This is a genomic window from Syntrophomonas palmitatica JCM 14374 (assembly GCF_001311885.1).
GTDB lineage: Bacteria > Bacillota > Syntrophomonadia > Syntrophomonadales > Syntrophomonadaceae > Syntrophomonas_A > Syntrophomonas_A palmitatica.
The window spans coordinates 17828-33665 of the sequence record NZ_BBCE01000006.1 but is presented as its reverse complement, the minus strand read 5'-3'; the positions used below and the strand labels follow the sequence as shown (position 1 = coordinate 33665).

Genomic DNA, 15838 nt, shown 5'->3' with positions numbered 1-15838 from the left:
ATATCTCACTCCTCCATGTTCGTTAGGCCGGGTTTGCTTATTTCAAAGGCGGCTTTATTGATAGCATTAATATAAGCCTTAACACTTGCTTCTACGATATCTGTGGATACTCCGCGGCCAGCCACCTTTAAATCTCCCACCTCCACCTTGACAACCACCTCTCCCAGGGCATCTTTACCGCCTGTAACAGCATTAAGCTATATTCGGCCAGAGTACCTGGCAGACCGGTTATCTGGTCGATAGCATTAAATGCGGCATCAACTGGCCCATCCCCGCAAGCGGCGGCTTCTACCCTGCCCTTGGAGCCTTCTACTCCGACTGTGGCGGTAGGCACTATGGTACTTCCCCCGGTAAAATGCAGGTAACGCAGTTTGAAGCGATCCGGGATCACCCTGAATTCATCATTGATCAGAGCCTTGATATCTTCATCGCTGATTTCCTTTTTCTTATCGGCCAGGTCCTTAAAACGAGCGAAAGCGCGATCCAGTTCTTCTTCATTCAGGTCGAAGCCGAGCTCACACAAGCGGTCATTAAAGGCATGGCGTCCTGAATGTTTGCCTAATACCAGGCTGCTTTTGGTGACTCCAACTGTTTCCGGATTTATGATTTCATAGGTGGTGCGGTCTTTCAGCATGCCATCCTGGTGAATACCTGATTCGTGGGCAAAAGCATTGGCGCCCACTATCGCTTTATTCGGCTGCACGCCAATCCCGGTAATATGTGTCAAGAGACTGCTGGTAGGAACCAGCTGCCGGGTATTAATCCCGGTTTCGCAGGGGCCAAATATGTCCTTGCGTGTCTTGATCGCCATTACAACTTCTTCCATAGCGGTATTGCCGGCCCGTTCGCCGATGCCGTTTATGGTGCATTCCACCTGACGGGCCCCGGCTTGTACTGCCGCCAGGGCATTCGAGGTAGACAACCCCAGGTCATTGTGACAATGTACTGAGATAACCGCCTTATGAATATTTGATACGTTGGCAAACAAGTATTTGATAAGCTCGCCGAATTCTGAGGGTATCGCGTATCCTACCGTATCAGGTATGTTAACCGTGGTGGCGCCTGCAGCAATTACCGCTTCGACCATTTGCGCCAGGTAAGCCCAGTCGCTGCGGGTAGCGTCCATCGGTGAAAACTCCACGTTGGAGGTAAACGATGCTGCATGTTTGACGGCCGCCACCGCTTGTTCCAATACTTCCTCACGGGTTTTCTTGAACTGGTTGTAAATGTGAATATCAGAACTGGAGATAAAGGTATGGATACGAGGATTCTCCGCACCTCTCAAAGCGTCCCAGGCTGTATTGATATCTTCAAAATTGGCCCGGGCAGTCCGGCTACCTGAACCCCTTTAACACGGGCGGCTATCCTTTTTACGGATTCGAAATCACCAGGCGATGAACGGGGAAATCCGGCTTCAATGATGTCGACATTCAATTTAACCAGCTGATCGGCAAAATGCAGCTTTTCCTCAATATTCATGCTGAAACCGGGAGACTGTTCTCCATCTCTTAAGGTAGTATCAAAAATGTAAATCCGGTTATTATCAGACATAACTCACCTCCGGGGGATAATTAGCCCTTGATTAAACACAGCTTGCTTCTGCCCGATTACAGTTGCCATCGTTTAGTATGAAATCAGCATGTCTGCGTTTATCTTAAATATCTGTAAATATAAACAATAACCCTGGGTTATTTAATTTCTTTGAGCCAGGGCATCATGCTTCTAAGCTCTTTGCCAACCTTCTCAATGAGATGTTCAGAACCTTGTTTCTTTAAGGCATTATATACGGGTCGTCCCACCTGATTTTCCAGCAGCCATTCCCGGGCAAAACTGCCGTCTTGAATCTCATCCAGCACGTAACGCATCTCCTGTTTGACATCTTCGTTGATAAGGCGCGGACCGATAACCAGGTCGCCGTATTCTGCCGTATCGCTGATGGAAAAACGCATCATTTCGATGCCGCCTTCATACATAAGATCAACTATGAGTTTTAACTCATGCAAACATTCAAAATAAGCGATTTCCGGCTGGTAACCCGCTTCAACCAGGGTTTCAAATCCAGCTTTAACCAGAGCGGTAGTGCCGCCGCACAGGACACACTGCTCGCCGAAAAGATCGGTCTCGGTTTCTTCCTTAAAAGTAGTTTCAATTACGCCCGCCCGAGTAGCGCCGATAGCCTTGGCAAATGCCAGGGCTAACTCACGGGCCTGGCCGGTATAGTCATTTTCCACCGCAATAAGTGAAGGTACCCCTGCGCCCTTTTGATACATTCGCCTTACCAGGTGACCCGGTCCTTTAGGCGCAACCATAAACACATCGATGTCAGCCGGAGGAACGATCTGACCAAAATGAATGTTAAATCCATGTGAGAATCCAATAGCATTGCCTGGCTGCAGATATGGAGCAATTTCCTCCCGGTACACCTTGGCCTGCAGGGTATCCGGTATTAATATGTGAACGATATCAGCAGCCTTTGCGGCTTCGGCCACGGTCATGGGAGTAATACCCGCTTCTTTAACCATGTCCCATTCCGCCTGGGTAGTGGCATCTACGGGTTTGCGCAAGCCCACAATAATATTAAGCCCGCTTTCATGGGCATTCTGAGCCTGAGCATGACCCTGGCTGCCAAAACCAATAACAGCAATCGTCTTGCCCTTAAGCAAATCCAGGTTCGCATCCGCATCATAATACATCTTCGCCATTACTAACAACCTCCTAAAATTATAATTTGCCACTGATTTGCACAGATTTTCACTGATTATTATTAGAGTTACATTTAAGTTGAAATCCTATTATGTGCCCTAACCTTTGCGAGTGTTAATAAAAATCAGTGTTAATCTGCGTTCATCTGTGGTTAATTTAACTACTTGCCGCCGCGCACCATGGCTACTTTGCCGGTACGCACCAGTTCAACAATGCCAAAAGGCATCAACGCGTCTTCAATAGCATCTATTTTGCCGGAATCGCCGGTAGCCTCAATTATTAAAGTATTGCGGCCTATATCTACAATGCGGGCTCTGAAAATATCAACGATTTGTACAATATCGGCCCGCACATTGGCATCAGCCTTGACCTTGACCAGGACCAACTCCCGTTCAACCGCGCGTTCTTCAGTAATATCAACGATTTTGATAACATCTATGAGTTTATAGAGCTGTTTGCTTACCTGTTCCATGACTTTGTCATCACCGGAAACAACCAGGGTTATCCTTGATATGCTGGGGTTTTCAGTCTGGCCTACGGTAAGACTGTCTATATTGTAACCCCGGCGCCGGAATAAAGTGGTTACTCTGGTTAGTACACCTGACCGGTTTTCCACAGTTACTGATAAGGTGTGTTTCTTCATAAATTATTCCTCCTCCCCCAGCATGTTTAATAAGGATGCCCCGGGCGGAACCATAGGATATACATTGGCTTCTCTTTCCACCCAGAAGTCAATTATCACCGGGCGATCTTTAACTTGCATAGCTTGTTTGAGGGCCGGTTCAATTTCGGCGGGATCTTTAACGCGCATACCCACTCCCCCATAAGCTTCTGCCAATTTAACAAAATCGGGCTGGTGATCCATGGGGGTAAATGAATAGCGCCCGCCGTAAAACAGCCCCTGCCACTGGCGTACCATGCCCAGATACTGGTTATTTAAAATACATATGATAACCGGAAGCTTATACTGCACCGCGGTAGCCATTTCCTGAATATTCATCTGTATGCTTCCATCCCCGGCAATATCTATTACCGTTTTTTCCGGGAAGGCGACTTTGGCGCCAATGGCGGCCGGGAATCCGTAACCCATAGTCCCCAAACCCCCAGATGTTAAAAAGTGGCGCGGGTGTTTTACCATGCAGTATTGGGCAGCCCACATTTGATTTTGCCCCACTTCAGTGGTTATGATAGCCTCACCGCCAGTCAGTTCATAGATTTTCTCCACCACGTGCTGGGGCATAATCCGTCCTTCACAGGAGGGACCGTAACGCAAAGGGTATTCTTCTTTCCAGCGGTCTATACGCTTATGCCACTCGGAATAATGTTCAACCGGCTCCAAACGTTCATTAATAGCAGCCAATACCTCTCTGATATCTCCAACAATTGGCACATCTACATCAATATTTTTGCCGATTTCTGCGGCATCGATATCTATATGAATAACCCGGGCACTGGGAGCAAAAGTATCCAGCTTGCCTGTGACCCGGTCATCAAACCGAGCCCCAACGGCAATTAGAAGATCTGTTTCCGCAATAGCGTAATTAGCGTAGCGGGTTCCATGCATACCCAGCATTCCCAGCGATAAATAGTTATTGCCGGGGAAACAGCCAATACCCATAAGGGTTGTTGTTACCGGTATTTTTCTCTTTTCAGCCAGTTTGGCCAGTTCACTGGCAGCATTAGAGATAACGGCCCCGCCCCCGGCGTAAATAACCGGGCGCTGCGCCTGGCGAATCAGCTCAACCGCGGCCAGTATTTGACCAGCATTAAAGCCCTTCATCACCCGGTAGCCGCGAATACTGGGCTCAATAGGTACAGCCTCAAAATCTATTACCCGTTCCATTACATCCTTGGGAAGATCAACCACCACGGGGCCGGGCCGGTTAGTCCTGGCGATATAAAAAGCTTCTTTTACTATACGGGCTATGTCTTCGGTTTTTTCCACCAAATAATTATGCTTGGTAATGGGAAGGGTTATACCGCAGATGTCCGCTTCCTGGAAAGCATCCTTACCAATAAGAGGGCTTGCTACCTGCCCGGTAAAGCAAACCAGGGGTACTGAATCCATATAGGCTGTGGCTATGCCGGTTACCAAATTTGTGGCTCCCGGACCGGAAGTGGCTATGCATACGCCGACTTTACCCGTAGCCCGGGCATAACCATCGGCGGCATGTGCGGCGCCTTGCTCGTGGCGTACCAGTATGTGAATAAGATCCGAACTGTACAGGGCGTCATAAATAGGTAATACCGCCCCTCCGGGGTAGCCGAATACCGTATCCACCCCCTCTTCTTTCAGGCAATGAAGTAGAATCTCTGCTCCTCTCATATTCACCTGATCACCTCCATACTCATTTTAATTGTGAATTGATATAATTTAGGATAGTAAATGTCATAAATTTCCTTCTTTAGTTTTAAATTATTTAAAACTCAACTGTCGAATAAAACGTTATGACTGCCCTTGCTAAAGTTAAGTCAAGTTAAAAACTTCGCAATTTAAAATTAAATAGCGGGCTGTGGATGGCCCGCTATCTTTGTCTTGGTTCCGAAGGCTGATTATTTCTTGAATATTGCCCCCGTACTGGCGGATTGTACCATCTCTGCGTATCGTTTCATATATCCCTTGCTAATCTTGGGCTCCGGTGCTTTCCACTGGGCCCTCCGTTCTACAATGACAGCCGGGTCTACCAGCAGCTCAAGCTTGCGAGCCGGAATATCAATAAGTATAAGGTCCCCTTCTTCTACGAGACCTATGAGACCTCCTTCAGCGGCTTCAGGAGAAACATGACCGATAGAAGCCCCCCTGGTGGCTCCTGAAAACCGGCCGTCAGTAATAAGGGCTACTTCTTTATCCAGGCCCATCCCGGATATGGATGAAGTCGGGGTCAGCATTTCTCTCATACCTGGACCTCCGGCGGGACCTTCATAACGTATTACAATGATGTCCCCCGGTTTGATCTCTTGGCCTAAAATGGCTTCTACAGCTGCTTCTTCCGAATCGAACACCCTGGCTGGACCTTGATGCCGCAGCATTTCAGGGGCCACTGCACTTTTCTTGACTACGGCCCCTTCAGGAGCCAGGCTGCCAAATAATATCGCCAGGCCTCCGCTTTCACTGTAGGGTTCCTCAATCGGTCTGATTACACTATAGTCGCTGACCGGATAAGCGCTAATGTTCTCACCCACCGTCCTGGTGGTAACAGTAATGCAATCTGTATTTATCAGGGATTTTTTGTTAAGTTCACTGAACAGGGCCTGAATTCCGCCGGCATGGTATAGATCTTCCATATGATGCGGCCCTGCCGGGCTTAATCTACACAAATTAGGGGTAGTATCACTTATTTCATTAAAAAGGTTAAGGTCGATCTTAACGTTGCATTCGCTGGCAATAGCCAGGAGATGCAGAACAGAATTGGTCGAACATCCTATGGCATTATCAAGCCTGATGGCATTATAAAAGCTCTCCGGGGTCATGATGTCCAGAGGACGAATGTTTTTCTCCAGCAGTTCCATGATTTTCAGGCCCGCCAGCTTGGCCAGGCGGATTCTTTCAGAATATACCGCCGGTATGGTTCCGTGCCCCGGCAGTCCCATCCCCAGAGCCTCGGTCAGGCAGTTCATGGAATTGGCTGTAAACATACCGGCACATGAACCACAGGTGGGACATGCGCATTCCTCCAGTTCAGACAGTTCCTCCTGGTTCATTCTGCCCGCCGCGACAGCGCCTACGGCTTCAAATACCTGGGTAACACTGACTGCCCTATTGCCGATTCTTCCAGCCAGCATCGGCCCGCCGCTGATGAAGATCGATGGCAGGTTCAGGCGCGCCGCCGCCATCAGCATTCCCGGTATAATCTTGTCACAGTTGGGAATAAAGACCAGAGCATCGAAGGGATGCGCCATAGCCATTATTTCAATCGAATCGGCTATCAGCTCCCGGCTGCCCAAAGAGTACTTCATCCCGATATGGTTCATGGCTATGCCATCGCATATTCCGATGGTTTGAAACTCCAGCGGCGTACCTCCGGCCATATACACACCAGCCTTGACAGCCGCGGCGATTTTATCCAGGTTTATATGTCCCGGAATAATATCACTGAAAGAATTGACGATACCAATGAGCGGACGATTCATTTCTTCATCGCTTAAACCTATGGATTTAAAAAGCGCACGATGAGGGGCTTTTTCCAGTCCTTTTTTAGCATTGTCACTTCTCATAGAATCTTGTCCTCCTTTAAATACAAAAATCCTCTCATCCGAATATAGTATTCAGGGACGAGAGGAAATTCCCGCGGTACCACCCTGCTTGCTCCGCCAATGGCGGAACCTCTTGCAGCATACAAACCTAAGCAAATATGCAGACTTTTTAACAGACTTCTTCGTCCGGCGCCACCTACTGAGTCAAGAGACCTTTCAGATAGCAGCTCTGGGATGAGCTCCCTGTAAATATTGATACCGGCTTGCACCTGCCCCGGCTCTCTTTCATCAAGGGATTTAACAGGTCAGTTCCCTTCATCGCTCTTGTATATTAGATTGTTATCTATAGAGTATATTGAAAGGTGGAGAGCATGTCAACAATTTTCAGCCTTATTATGGTTTTTTTTGTTCAACCTTACGGATATATTCATTCAAGGCAATCCTATGCCTGCGCCCATAAGTAAATTGTTTGTTTTCATTCTGTTTGATTTTCTTAAACATGGCCCACAACAACTGGCTGCCTTCCTCGGTTTGACAGGCTTCGGACGGGCTCATGCCGCGCAGGGAAGCCAAGTGCGAATAGTACCATTTATCCAGGTAAATATCTTTTAGTTTGTTTTCCAAATCAGGGTATTGTTTCTTAACATTGGCGGTGAGTATATCGAAAATTCCTTCTTCCCTCAGCTCCAAGCCCTCATACTCCAGGCAGTCATACATTTTCTCCTCAAACTGCTGGCGGGCTATCTTGTGATCGTGTTCGCCAAAAGCAGATATGGAAAGCCATCCTGGTCCCAGCAAGTATTCAACAAACATCCCTGCGCTGGGAGGTTCGCTGTCCATCCGGTAATAAGCCATGAACCCATCTTCCAGTTCAATGGCAAAGCTTTTCAGCTCCTCAATCTGCTTTCTGACCAAATGATGATCTTTAACAAAATAACGGGCGGTCAAGAGGCGCATACCATCCTGAGTACAGAATTCGCCCTCTTCCTGTAAGAGAATGTCCTCAAAGGAATTATAGCTTCCGTTCAGGTAGCCGTAAGCGGTCATTAATCCCACCTGATACTCTCCCCGGGAGATTAACGGGGCATTATATTCTCCGGCAAAAAGCTCATGATATTCGTTTAAAGTATCTATATCCCGGGCAATGACCACGAATTCATCGCCGTTTACCACCAGGTCGGCTATAACTCCGGCCAGCAGAGCCACCCCATGATTAAAATCATCCTCATAGGCGCTGACTCTCATATGCATACCATAAGGCAGCTCCTGAATTTCGCGAATATTATCCACTCCGTCCAGTAATTCAAACAGGGCGTCCAGGCTTAAAACCTCATAAACCCGGCAGTAAACCGTAATATTTAGGGGATGATACCCTGAATCTTCGGTAATTAACTCACAGCCAACCTGCTCAATATCGCCGATAAACCATGTCCCCTGGGCGGTTAAGAGGTAAAAATAATACTCGGTCTTATAGACCTTGCCCTCTTCAAGGGTAAGAGAATAAGCCCCCACCCGGGCGGTTTGGCGAGAACCTTTAACTTCCTGGGCCTGGCCTTCCAGGATGATGCTCCCCGATTTAATAAACGCGGCAGGATCAAATGCTGCAAAATCCAGATTATATTCACGTCCGGAGCAAATATACCGCAATAATACATAATCACGGGATTTCACAGCATGAAAATAACTGTTTACCACCTGTCTGGGGGTCAGACGCTGGCTGACTTTGCTCATTAACGCGTTAATATCGATGGCAGATGGAACCTGCGCGAGATATTTCTCGTACAAAAACCGTCCCAGGGCCGGCCGTGTCATATTACGGACATTAAACGCATAGGCCTCATTTATCAGGGTACACGCTTCATCCAGACTCAGCTGCACAATATCTGATAACGCCCGGCGGTCCTGTTCATATTGTTTTTTGGACATATCGTCAATAACAAAGAAACTATGAATTCCGTCAGGGTTAAAAGTCAGATAAAAGCATTCCACCTGCAGTTTATTATGGCCTGTATCCCAGGCGACATCCAAAGTCATCCTGCCTCCGTGGCGAGTGCAGCTGGCATAAGCTTTATAGAAAGAACCTTTGATCTCCAGATGATTTGTCATATCAAGCCCGGCTAACCGGAATTTTTCCAAAGCGCGGTCGCAGGTTTTCTCCAGTTCCTTTCCATATTCACTTTTCAGCAAATAAAAAAAGCTGACCATTTCTTCTTCATAGAAAGAAGACAATGATTCTATGACTTGTATGCGCATCGCATACGGTACATCTTCTATCATTTCCAGCATGAAGATACGTCCTTCATTGCTGTCTACCAGTTTGCGGATTTCCTCAATCAGGTTTTTTAATAGGGACCGGGGAAAGGCAGATTTTTTCTTTTTCATTCACGATCTCCTGTTGGTTGACTTCTGTTGATTCTAATCTATCATTATGCCCTTAATATCGCAACGCACAACCCCCGGTTCCATCCTTTATTTTTCAATATAAGTCAGGCCTTGCCAGTGCCCTTAATAACGCAAAAATTCCGAGTATAAAGCAGGAAGTGAATCCTTATTAGGCGAATGATTTTATTTATACTTTAACATATCATATTAATGCAGGTGATTTTATGCGGCGCGTAGCGATAGACAAACTGGAATCCGATATGATTGTAGCCCGGCCAGTTTTCAATAGTGATGGCCGGGTGCTCTTACATACGGGTACGGTTTTACATGAAAATTATATCAGCCGTCTGATGGAACTTGGCATTGTCTCCGTTTATGTACGCGATGAACTGTTTGAAGATGTGGATATCAAAGATGTGATATCCGAGGAAACCCGGCGTGAAACCATTCAAATTATCAAAGAAAACTTTACGGGGCTTGCCAATAAGCACAAAATGAATGTGCGTCTGGTGCAAAATACAGTTGCCAATATCGTTGACGAACTCTTGAGCAACCATGATGTACTAATACAATTATCCGACATAAGGGCCTTTGACGATTATACTTTTGCCCATTCGGTTAATGTATGCGTTCTTTCCATAATGACAGGAATCACGATGGGATATAATGATACTAAATTAAGAGAACTTGGCATCGGAGCACTGATGCATGATGTGGGTAAAACCAGGATAGATAATTCTTTGCTTAATAAACCGGGTGACCTGACTGCTGAGGAATACCAGGAAATCAAACGGCATGCTGAATATGGTTTTAACATCCTGCGCCAATATGATGAGATTTCCCTGCTTTCTGCTCATATAGCGTTCCAGCATCACGAGCGCTGGGATGGTCAGGGCTATCCCCGCAAATTAACCGGCAGTGATATTCATGAATATGCCCGCATTGTTGCTGTGGCTGATGTTTTTGACGCCCTTATGGCTGACCGTCCTTACCGGGCTTCATATTCTCTAAGCCAGACCCTGCACATTATGAAACGTATGGCCGGTATTTATTTAGATCCTAATAGCGTCAACGCGCTTATTGCCAATATTGCTGTATATCCGGTTGGCAGTGTCGTGGAGTTGAGTTCAGGTAATATCGGCATCGTTGTGGATATTAACCGGCAGCACCCTACACGCCCGGTGGTTAAAGTTGTTTATGACAATAATTTTCACCGGCTGTCTCAACCACATGAAGTGGATTTATCAAAAATGGATACGGTTATCGTGGTAAGGGTTATTTCCGACCAAGAATTAGCCCAACTGCGGCAGCAAATCCGTCATAATTGTCCAGCTAAGGAGGTTTAAAATATGTTTTGGGAATATGCGGGCAGACAAAATACTCAAGGAACCCTGGATTTGGCCATCGCCAGAGCAAGAGCCCTGAATCTCCAGTATTTGCTGGTAGCCTCATGTTCAGGCGAAACCGCTCAGCTGGCCTTGGAGCAGGGGGCTGGTCTGGAAATTATCTGTGTAACCCACCATAATGGATTTCAAAATCCCGGTGAAAATGAAATGGACCCCGCCGTCAGGCAAGAACTGATGCAAAAGGGAGTAAAGGTTCTTACTGCCACGCACTTTTTTGCCGGCGCCGACCGCGCTCTCCGCAATCAATTCGGCGGGGTGTATCCATCCGAAATTATGGCCCAAACCCTGCGCATCATGGGACAAGGTTTAAAAGTAGCGGTAGAAATAGCTATAATGGCGCTGGATGCAGGCTTAATCCCCTACAATCAGGAGGTAGTATCTATCGGCGGTACCATTGAAGGCGCCGATACCGCAATCGTAGCTGCACCCGCCCATTCAAAAAACTTTTTTAAAACGGAAGTGCGGGAAATAATCTGCATGCCGCGGAGTAAGAAAATAGCCGCAGATTAACACAGATTTTAACTGAAGGGTATGACAAAACGCAGAAGGTTAAAGCGTATTTATCCTCACTGCTTACTCCTCACTTTTCATTCTTCACTTCACATGAAATTGCATAAAAACAGGTTTTAGGCGGCAGATTATACCTGGTGATGATTTGTGTTGGAAAAAATTTTAAGTTTATTTCTAGTTATATTAATTGCAGGCACTTTATTCTATCTAGCCTTTCAACGGGTAATTCCTTCCTTAAAAAATAAAAAATGATAATTATATCCTGCTATATTTGCGGCTTTTTCGTTCAAAATAGATATGTAAGGAGGGATAGAATGACTAGATATCGCACAACTGACGGTAAAGAAGATATGAAACAGAAAGTCCACTGGTTTGGCGCCGCGGCTATTCCGCTGGCATTCATGAACGGTCTGTTTTTTGGGGGTTATGCCCTGCGTAAAATCAGGCAGTATTGGGAAGGCGGACCAATGGATTAGTCTGTATCCTCCTGAATTTAATTTGGGTTCACCGCCAAGGTGAGCCTTTTTTTGTGCCAAATAATGGTCAAGTTTAAGCAGTTGACACAAATTCAATACCTTGGCCGCGCCCAGGCTGTAAATTTATGTTAAGTAAATAATTATTAATAAAATAAAACGTACACGTAATAATGTGATATCATCAAATTATAAAAAATTTGTTGAGGGGGTTACCAAGTGAAAACATATGAAACCTTAAAACTGGAGGAAAAAGAAAACGGCATATTGATTGTGGGCCTGAATCGCCCGGATAAACTTAATGCTATGAATCGTCAGATGGTTAATGAGCTCTGTGATCTTTGGACCGGTTTAGCACACAACCTGGATATCCGCGTGGTAATATTACGCTCAGAAGCTGAAAAGGGATTCTGCGGGGGCATGGATGTGGCTGATTGTTTCCAGCCTAATATTATGAACGGTCCGGGAATGTATGATTTCCAGCTGGATCTGGGCCGGATAGAACTGGCTATGCGTCAGATGCCGCAGCCTATTATTTGTGCAGTCCACGGCGCAGCCGCAGGCGCGGGCATGTGCTTTGCGCTGGCCTCCGACATCAGAATCATTACCCCCGATGCCCGTTTTAACGCTGCTTTTATTAATGTGGGAATTGGCGGCGCGGACATGGGGTCCAGCTATTTCCTGACCCGTTTAATTCCGGCCGGCAGGGCTTATGAACTCATGTATACCGGCCGCTTTATTAAGGCTGATGAAGCTATGCAATTAGGCTTGGCTTCCTACTGTGTGGAACGCGATCAACTCATGGATAAAGCTATGGAAATTGCCCAGGTAATTGCCAGCAAAGAACCTTTTGTAATAAAACTTACCAAGGAAGCCATAAACCTTAACCTGGACTGCCCGGGGCTCGAAGCAGCCATACAGCTGGAAAACCGCAATCAAAACATGATTATCTTAAACACCCTGAATAAATCCAAATAAATCAGGCGCATCAGATCGAAATAGCCAGGGATGCAAGATAATTTCATCCCTGGCCTTCTGTTAAATTAGCTGGAGAAAAATATGCTGATTAAGCTTGAAAAAGGAATTTGGGTAGTGAAACCGCCCGTTAAGCCCCGTTATCCTTATGGCAACTGCATGTACATCGAGGACGAACATTCCGCTGTAATTGACCTGGGAGCCGGAGGCCGGGCCTTTAGCGACCTGCCCTGCCAAGAAATTCAGCTGGCCTTAATATCTCATTTTCACTTTGACCACCTGCACGGCGACTCGTTCTTCCCCAATGCGCAATTGTGGGCTGGCCGGGAAGAAAGTCAAACCTATATTAATCAGGAGGAATACCTCGCCTTCCACGGCTATGATCTCTGGCAGCAGATCATGCCTGGAGCGGAACGTGACGCTTTTGGCCAGGTAGTGCCTCTCCCCGATGACGTTCCGGTTAAACCTGGATTCAGAACCATTCCCCTTGCCGGTACTTTTTGCGATAACCAGGAAATCAACCTGGCGCCCATACTATTATAGCTATGCACCTGCCAGGTCATACCGCCGGACATTACGGTTTCTACTTGAAAAAAGAAAATATCCTTTTCAGTGCGGATATCGACCTCGTGGAAAGCGGTCCCTGGTACAGCAGCGCCAGTGCTGACATAGGCCAGTTGATAAACTCGGTACGAAGAATCCAAGCACTGGACCCCGCTGTAATAGTCCCATCTCATCGACAGGTACAAACAGATAATATTCAAAAGAAACTGCAGGCCTATATCCAGGTGGTCATTGATCGCGACGCCAGGATTTTCGATATTTTGCAATCACCTCATACACTGCCGCAGCTCGGTGACTACAAGCTGGTTTTCCCCCAGGCCGGCAACATCTATGAGGTGTTTTGGGAACGCATGACCGTTTTTAATCATCTTAAACATCTTCTGCAGCTGGGTTTGATCGCCGAAATCGAGAAGGGTGTATACCAGCAGGTATAATTTCCCCGTTATCTCTTTAATATCTGTAACTGCCTGTTGATCTCCTGCAATATTTCCCCCGTAGTGTTTTCCACCTCAATTTTAACCAGGGCCGCATGATCAAGATGTGTGGGGCCTTTATTAATAATAATCAAATCCTGGTAAAAGCTGCTGAATTCCTTCACAAAACCGGCCAGCGGGTATACGGTCAATGATGAACCAATTACCACCAGCACTTTAGCCTCCAGAATCAGCTGACGGGCATCCATATAATTCTGGATCGCCTCACCGAAAAGCACCACATCCGGCTTAATGACCCCGCCACATGCTGAGCAGGCAGGAACAATCTGCGGGAAATCACGAACATACTCGGCCTCGTAAACCCGCCGACATTTATGGTTGGTGCATATAAACCGGTCTGCTGTTCCATGTACAGCGATAACATTACGGTTCCCGGCCTTTTCGTGCAAACCATCAATATTCTGGGTAACAATACCCCTTATAAAACCCTTGCTTTCCATATCAGCCAGGGTCTTATGCGCCAGGCTGGGTTCTACGGGAGGAAAATCAAAGTAACGGCGATAAAAATCCCAGAAGACTTCAGGCTGGCGATGAAAGGCATCAATATTAATAATACGCATGACCCTGTCTTCACCCAGGGTGCGATATATACCCTTCTCACCCCTGAAATCGGGTATACCCGCTTCGGTGCTGATGCCGGCGCCGGTTACCACCACCGTATTATTGGATCCTGCCAGGATGCTTACGGCCTTTTCCAGCAATGTTTTGCTATTCACCATCCAACCCCCTGCGTATTATTTTCTTTACCAATCCCGGCTGCTTCCTCCGCCGCCGCTGCTGCCGCCCCCCGCCGAAGTCTCCGCCCCCGCCGAAACCTCCGCCTCCGCCAAATCCACCGCCGCCGAAATAGCCGCCGCCTCCTCTAAAGCCTCCGCTGCCGCCGCCGCTGCGCCGCCAACCATAATATATTGCCCACACGGCCAGTAGAATCAGCAGCACGTCCATCCAGGACCATTTACTGTTCTGACGGCTGCCCGGAGGAACATTCTGCGGAGCTATGGCTTTAAATTCCTGTCCGTATTCCCGCCCTACTTCCTGCAAAATCGCATTATAGGCGGCAATTACTCCCTGGTCATATTGCTGTTTCTTGAGAAAAGGAATTAAATATTCATCCTGAATGCGGCCGGTCTTCCCGTCGGGCAAGATGCCCTCCAGGCCGTAGCCTACTTCAATGCGGCTTTTATGTTCTTGCATGGCCAGTAAAAGCAGTACCCCATTGTTCTTTTTCTTATCACCGATTCCCCATTTCCTGAAAAGTTCGTTGGCATAGTCTTCGACCGCCGCATCTCCCAAGCTGTTTATAGTAACTACTACTATTTGCGCACCGGTTGCTTTTGATAGTTCTCGCCCCGAACTGATGATAGCATTCTCAGTACCAACAGAAAGAACCTCAGCTTGATCCAGACAATAGAACTCCCTGGGGGGATCAGGTATATCCGCAGCCCCCTGTGCTGCAGCTGCCGCCAGCAACAGCATGGTGAAAACTGTAATGGCGAGGATAGTTTTGCGCATGTTAAACCCCCTGCCTAGAATTTAACCTGCGGCGCTTTTTGGGTTCCCTCAGCAGCTTCGAAGTATTCCCGCGGTTCAAAACCCGCCATTCCCGCTACTATATTGCCGGGAAATTTTTTAATCCTGGTATTGTAGGCCCTGACCGCAGCGTTATAATCCTTTCGGGCTACGGCCAAACGGTTTTCGGTTCCGGCCAGTTCATCAGCCAATTGTTGAAAGTTCTGATTCGATTTCAGCTGCGGATATCTCTCCACTACTACCAGCAAACGGCTTAAAGCCCCGCTTAGTTCAGCATCCGCCTGAGCCTTTTCGGCTACCGTATTCGCCCCGGCCAGCTTGGCCCTGGCCTCTGCGATTCCTGTAAATATTTTGGTTTCCTGTGCGGCGTAAGCGCGCGTGGTTTCAACCAGATTAGGTATCAGGTCCGCCCTGCGCTGCAGATAATTCTCGACATCGCCCCATTTGTTGTCAATGTTCTCATTATCAGCTACCATTCCGTTGTACATCCCTATCCCGGATATGAGGCATAAAACCATAACTCCAACTACTACCCAGATTACTGGTTTTTTCACGAACTCAACCCCTTTCATCTTTCGTAATAAAGCAACGCTGTTGAAATGGTTTA

Annotated in this window: 14 protein-coding genes, 1 pseudogene and 1 other annotated feature; of the genes and pseudogenes, 6 read left to right on the top strand and 9 right to left on the bottom strand. The window is 47.2% G+C overall.

The genetic code is table 11. The annotated features are described in order from the left end of the window. Positions 1-5: 5 nt before the first annotated feature. The 6 genes and pseudogenes from JCM14374_RS04600 to JCM14374_RS04570 all read right to left on the bottom strand — a co-directional run bounded on the left by JCM14374_RS04600 (position 6) and on the right by JCM14374_RS04570 (position 9279). A pseudogene (locus tag JCM14374_RS04600) lies at positions 6-1551 on the bottom strand (2-isopropylmalate synthase). A gap of 137 nt (positions 1552-1688) precedes the next feature. Continuing rightward, complete coding sequence (ilvC, locus tag JCM14374_RS04595; protein WP_054694081.1) at positions 1689-2702, bottom strand: ketol-acid reductoisomerase; 1014 nt, start codon at positions 2700-2702, stop codon at positions 1689-1691. 161 nt (positions 2703-2863) lie between these two features. Beyond that, a complete protein-coding gene (ilvN, locus tag JCM14374_RS04590; RefSeq protein ID WP_054694078.1) occupies positions 2864-3346 on the bottom strand; it encodes an acetolactate synthase small subunit in 483 nt (160 codons plus the stop codon). A gap of 3 nt (positions 3347-3349) precedes the next feature. Beyond that, on the bottom strand, positions 3350-5035 hold the full coding sequence (gene ilvB, locus JCM14374_RS04585; RefSeq protein ID WP_157048963.1) for a biosynthetic-type acetolactate synthase large subunit: 1686 nt from the start codon (positions 5033-5035) through the stop codon (positions 3350-3352). Between the two features lie 221 nt (positions 5036-5256). Continuing rightward, a complete protein-coding gene (ilvD, locus tag JCM14374_RS04580; protein ID WP_054694075.1) occupies positions 5257-6918 on the bottom strand; it encodes a dihydroxy-acid dehydratase in 1662 nt (553 codons plus the stop codon). A gap of 50 nt (positions 6919-6968) precedes the next feature. Further along, positions 6969-7225, bottom strand: a binding site (T-box leader). A 65-nt stretch (positions 7226-7290) separates the two neighbouring features. After that, positions 7291-9279 (bottom strand): hypothetical protein, encoded by a 1989-nt coding sequence (locus JCM14374_RS04570; RefSeq protein ID WP_054694070.1) that lies wholly within the window; start codon positions 9277-9279, stop codon positions 7291-7293. A gap of 224 nt (positions 9280-9503) precedes the next feature. Between JCM14374_RS04570 and JCM14374_RS04565 the strand changes: the two genes are divergently transcribed. The 6 genes from JCM14374_RS04565 (at position 9504) to JCM14374_RS04545 (ending at position 13641) form a co-directional block, all read left to right on the top strand. Then, positions 9504-10625 carry an HD-GYP domain-containing protein gene (locus tag JCM14374_RS04565; RefSeq protein ID WP_054694067.1) on the top strand — a complete coding sequence of 374 codons (1122 nt, stop codon included), beginning with the start codon at positions 9504-9506 and terminating at the stop codon, positions 10623-10625. Between the two features lie 3 nt (positions 10626-10628). Further along, positions 10629-11195, top strand: coding sequence for a pyruvate kinase alpha/beta domain-containing protein (locus JCM14374_RS04560; RefSeq protein WP_054694063.1), 567 nt, complete (start codon positions 10629-10631; stop codon positions 11193-11195). A gap of 314 nt (positions 11196-11509) precedes the next feature. Continuing rightward, positions 11510-11671 carry a hypothetical protein gene (locus JCM14374_RS13410; protein ID WP_157048962.1) on the top strand — a complete coding sequence of 54 codons (162 nt, stop codon included), beginning with the start codon at positions 11510-11512 and terminating at the stop codon, positions 11669-11671. Between the two features lie 216 nt (positions 11672-11887). Next, entirely contained in the window at positions 11888-12646 is a 759-nt protein-coding gene (locus JCM14374_RS04555) for an enoyl-CoA hydratase/isomerase family protein (RefSeq protein WP_054694060.1), read from the top strand. A gap of 81 nt (positions 12647-12727) precedes the next feature. Then, on the top strand, positions 12728-13186 hold the full coding sequence (locus JCM14374_RS04550; RefSeq protein WP_054694057.1) for an MBL fold metallo-hydrolase: 459 nt from the start codon (positions 12728-12730) through the stop codon (positions 13184-13186). 2 nt (positions 13187-13188) lie between these two features. Beyond that, positions 13189-13641 carry an MBL fold metallo-hydrolase gene (locus JCM14374_RS04545; RefSeq protein ID WP_054694054.1) on the top strand — a complete coding sequence of 151 codons (453 nt, stop codon included), beginning with the start codon at positions 13189-13191 and terminating at the stop codon, positions 13639-13641. Positions 13642-13649: 8 nt separating this feature from the next. On the opposite strand, the gene JCM14374_RS04540 is transcribed toward JCM14374_RS04545, so the two are convergent. The 3 genes from JCM14374_RS04540 to JCM14374_RS04530 are packed head-to-tail and all read right to left on the bottom strand — an operon-like array spanning position 13650 to position 15803. Beyond that, the gene (locus tag JCM14374_RS04540; RefSeq protein WP_054694051.1) at positions 13650-14417 is read right to left on the bottom strand and encodes an SIR2 family NAD-dependent protein deacylase; all 768 of its coding nucleotides are present in this window, start codon (positions 14415-14417) and stop codon (positions 13650-13652) included. Further along, positions 14410-15213, bottom strand: coding sequence for a TPM domain-containing protein (locus tag JCM14374_RS13405; protein WP_054694048.1), 804 nt, complete (start codon positions 15211-15213; stop codon positions 14410-14412). Before JCM14374_RS13405 ends, JCM14374_RS04540 begins: the two co-directional genes overlap by 8 nt. A 14-nt stretch (positions 15214-15227) precedes the next feature. Then, a complete protein-coding gene (locus JCM14374_RS04530; RefSeq protein ID WP_054694296.1) occupies positions 15228-15803 on the bottom strand; it encodes a LemA family protein in 576 nt (191 codons plus the stop codon). Between the last annotated feature and the right edge of the window lie 35 nt (positions 15804-15838).

Excerpts from the sequence above, each read along its gene's own strand:
- ilvC (WP_054694081.1), bottom strand. The coding sequence starts at position 2,702 with ATGGCGAAGATGTATTATGATGCGGATGCGAACCTGGATTTGCTTAAG.
- ilvN (WP_054694078.1), bottom strand. The coding sequence starts at position 3,346 with ATGAAGAAACACACCTTATCAGTAACTGTGGAAAACCGGTCAGGTGTA.
- ilvD (WP_054694075.1), bottom strand. The coding sequence starts at position 6,918 with ATGAGAAGTGACAATGCTAAAAAAGGACTGGAAAAAGCCCCTCATCGT.
- JCM14374_RS04570 (WP_054694070.1), bottom strand. The coding sequence starts at position 9,279 with ATGAAAAAGAAAAAATCTGCCTTTCCCCGGTCCCTATTAAAAAACCTG.
- JCM14374_RS04565 (WP_054694067.1), top strand. The coding sequence starts at position 9,504 with ATGCGGCGCGTAGCGATAGACAAACTGGAATCCGATATGATTGTAGCC.
- JCM14374_RS04560 (WP_054694063.1), top strand. The coding sequence starts at position 10,629 with ATGTTTTGGGAATATGCGGGCAGACAAAATACTCAAGGAACCCTGGAT.
- JCM14374_RS13410 (WP_157048962.1), top strand. The coding sequence starts at position 11,510 with ATGACTAGATATCGCACAACTGACGGTAAAGAAGATATGAAACAGAAA.
- JCM14374_RS04550 (WP_054694057.1), top strand. The coding sequence starts at position 12,728 with ATGCTGATTAAGCTTGAAAAAGGAATTTGGGTAGTGAAACCGCCCGTT.
- JCM14374_RS04545 (WP_054694054.1), top strand. The coding sequence starts at position 13,189 with ATGCACCTGCCAGGTCATACCGCCGGACATTACGGTTTCTACTTGAAA.
- JCM14374_RS13405 (WP_054694048.1), bottom strand. The coding sequence starts at position 15,213 with ATGCGCAAAACTATCCTCGCCATTACAGTTTTCACCATGCTGTTGCTG.
- JCM14374_RS04530 (WP_054694296.1), bottom strand. The coding sequence starts at position 15,803 with ATGAAAGGGGTTGAGTTCGTGAAAAAACCAGTAATCTGGGTAGTAGTT.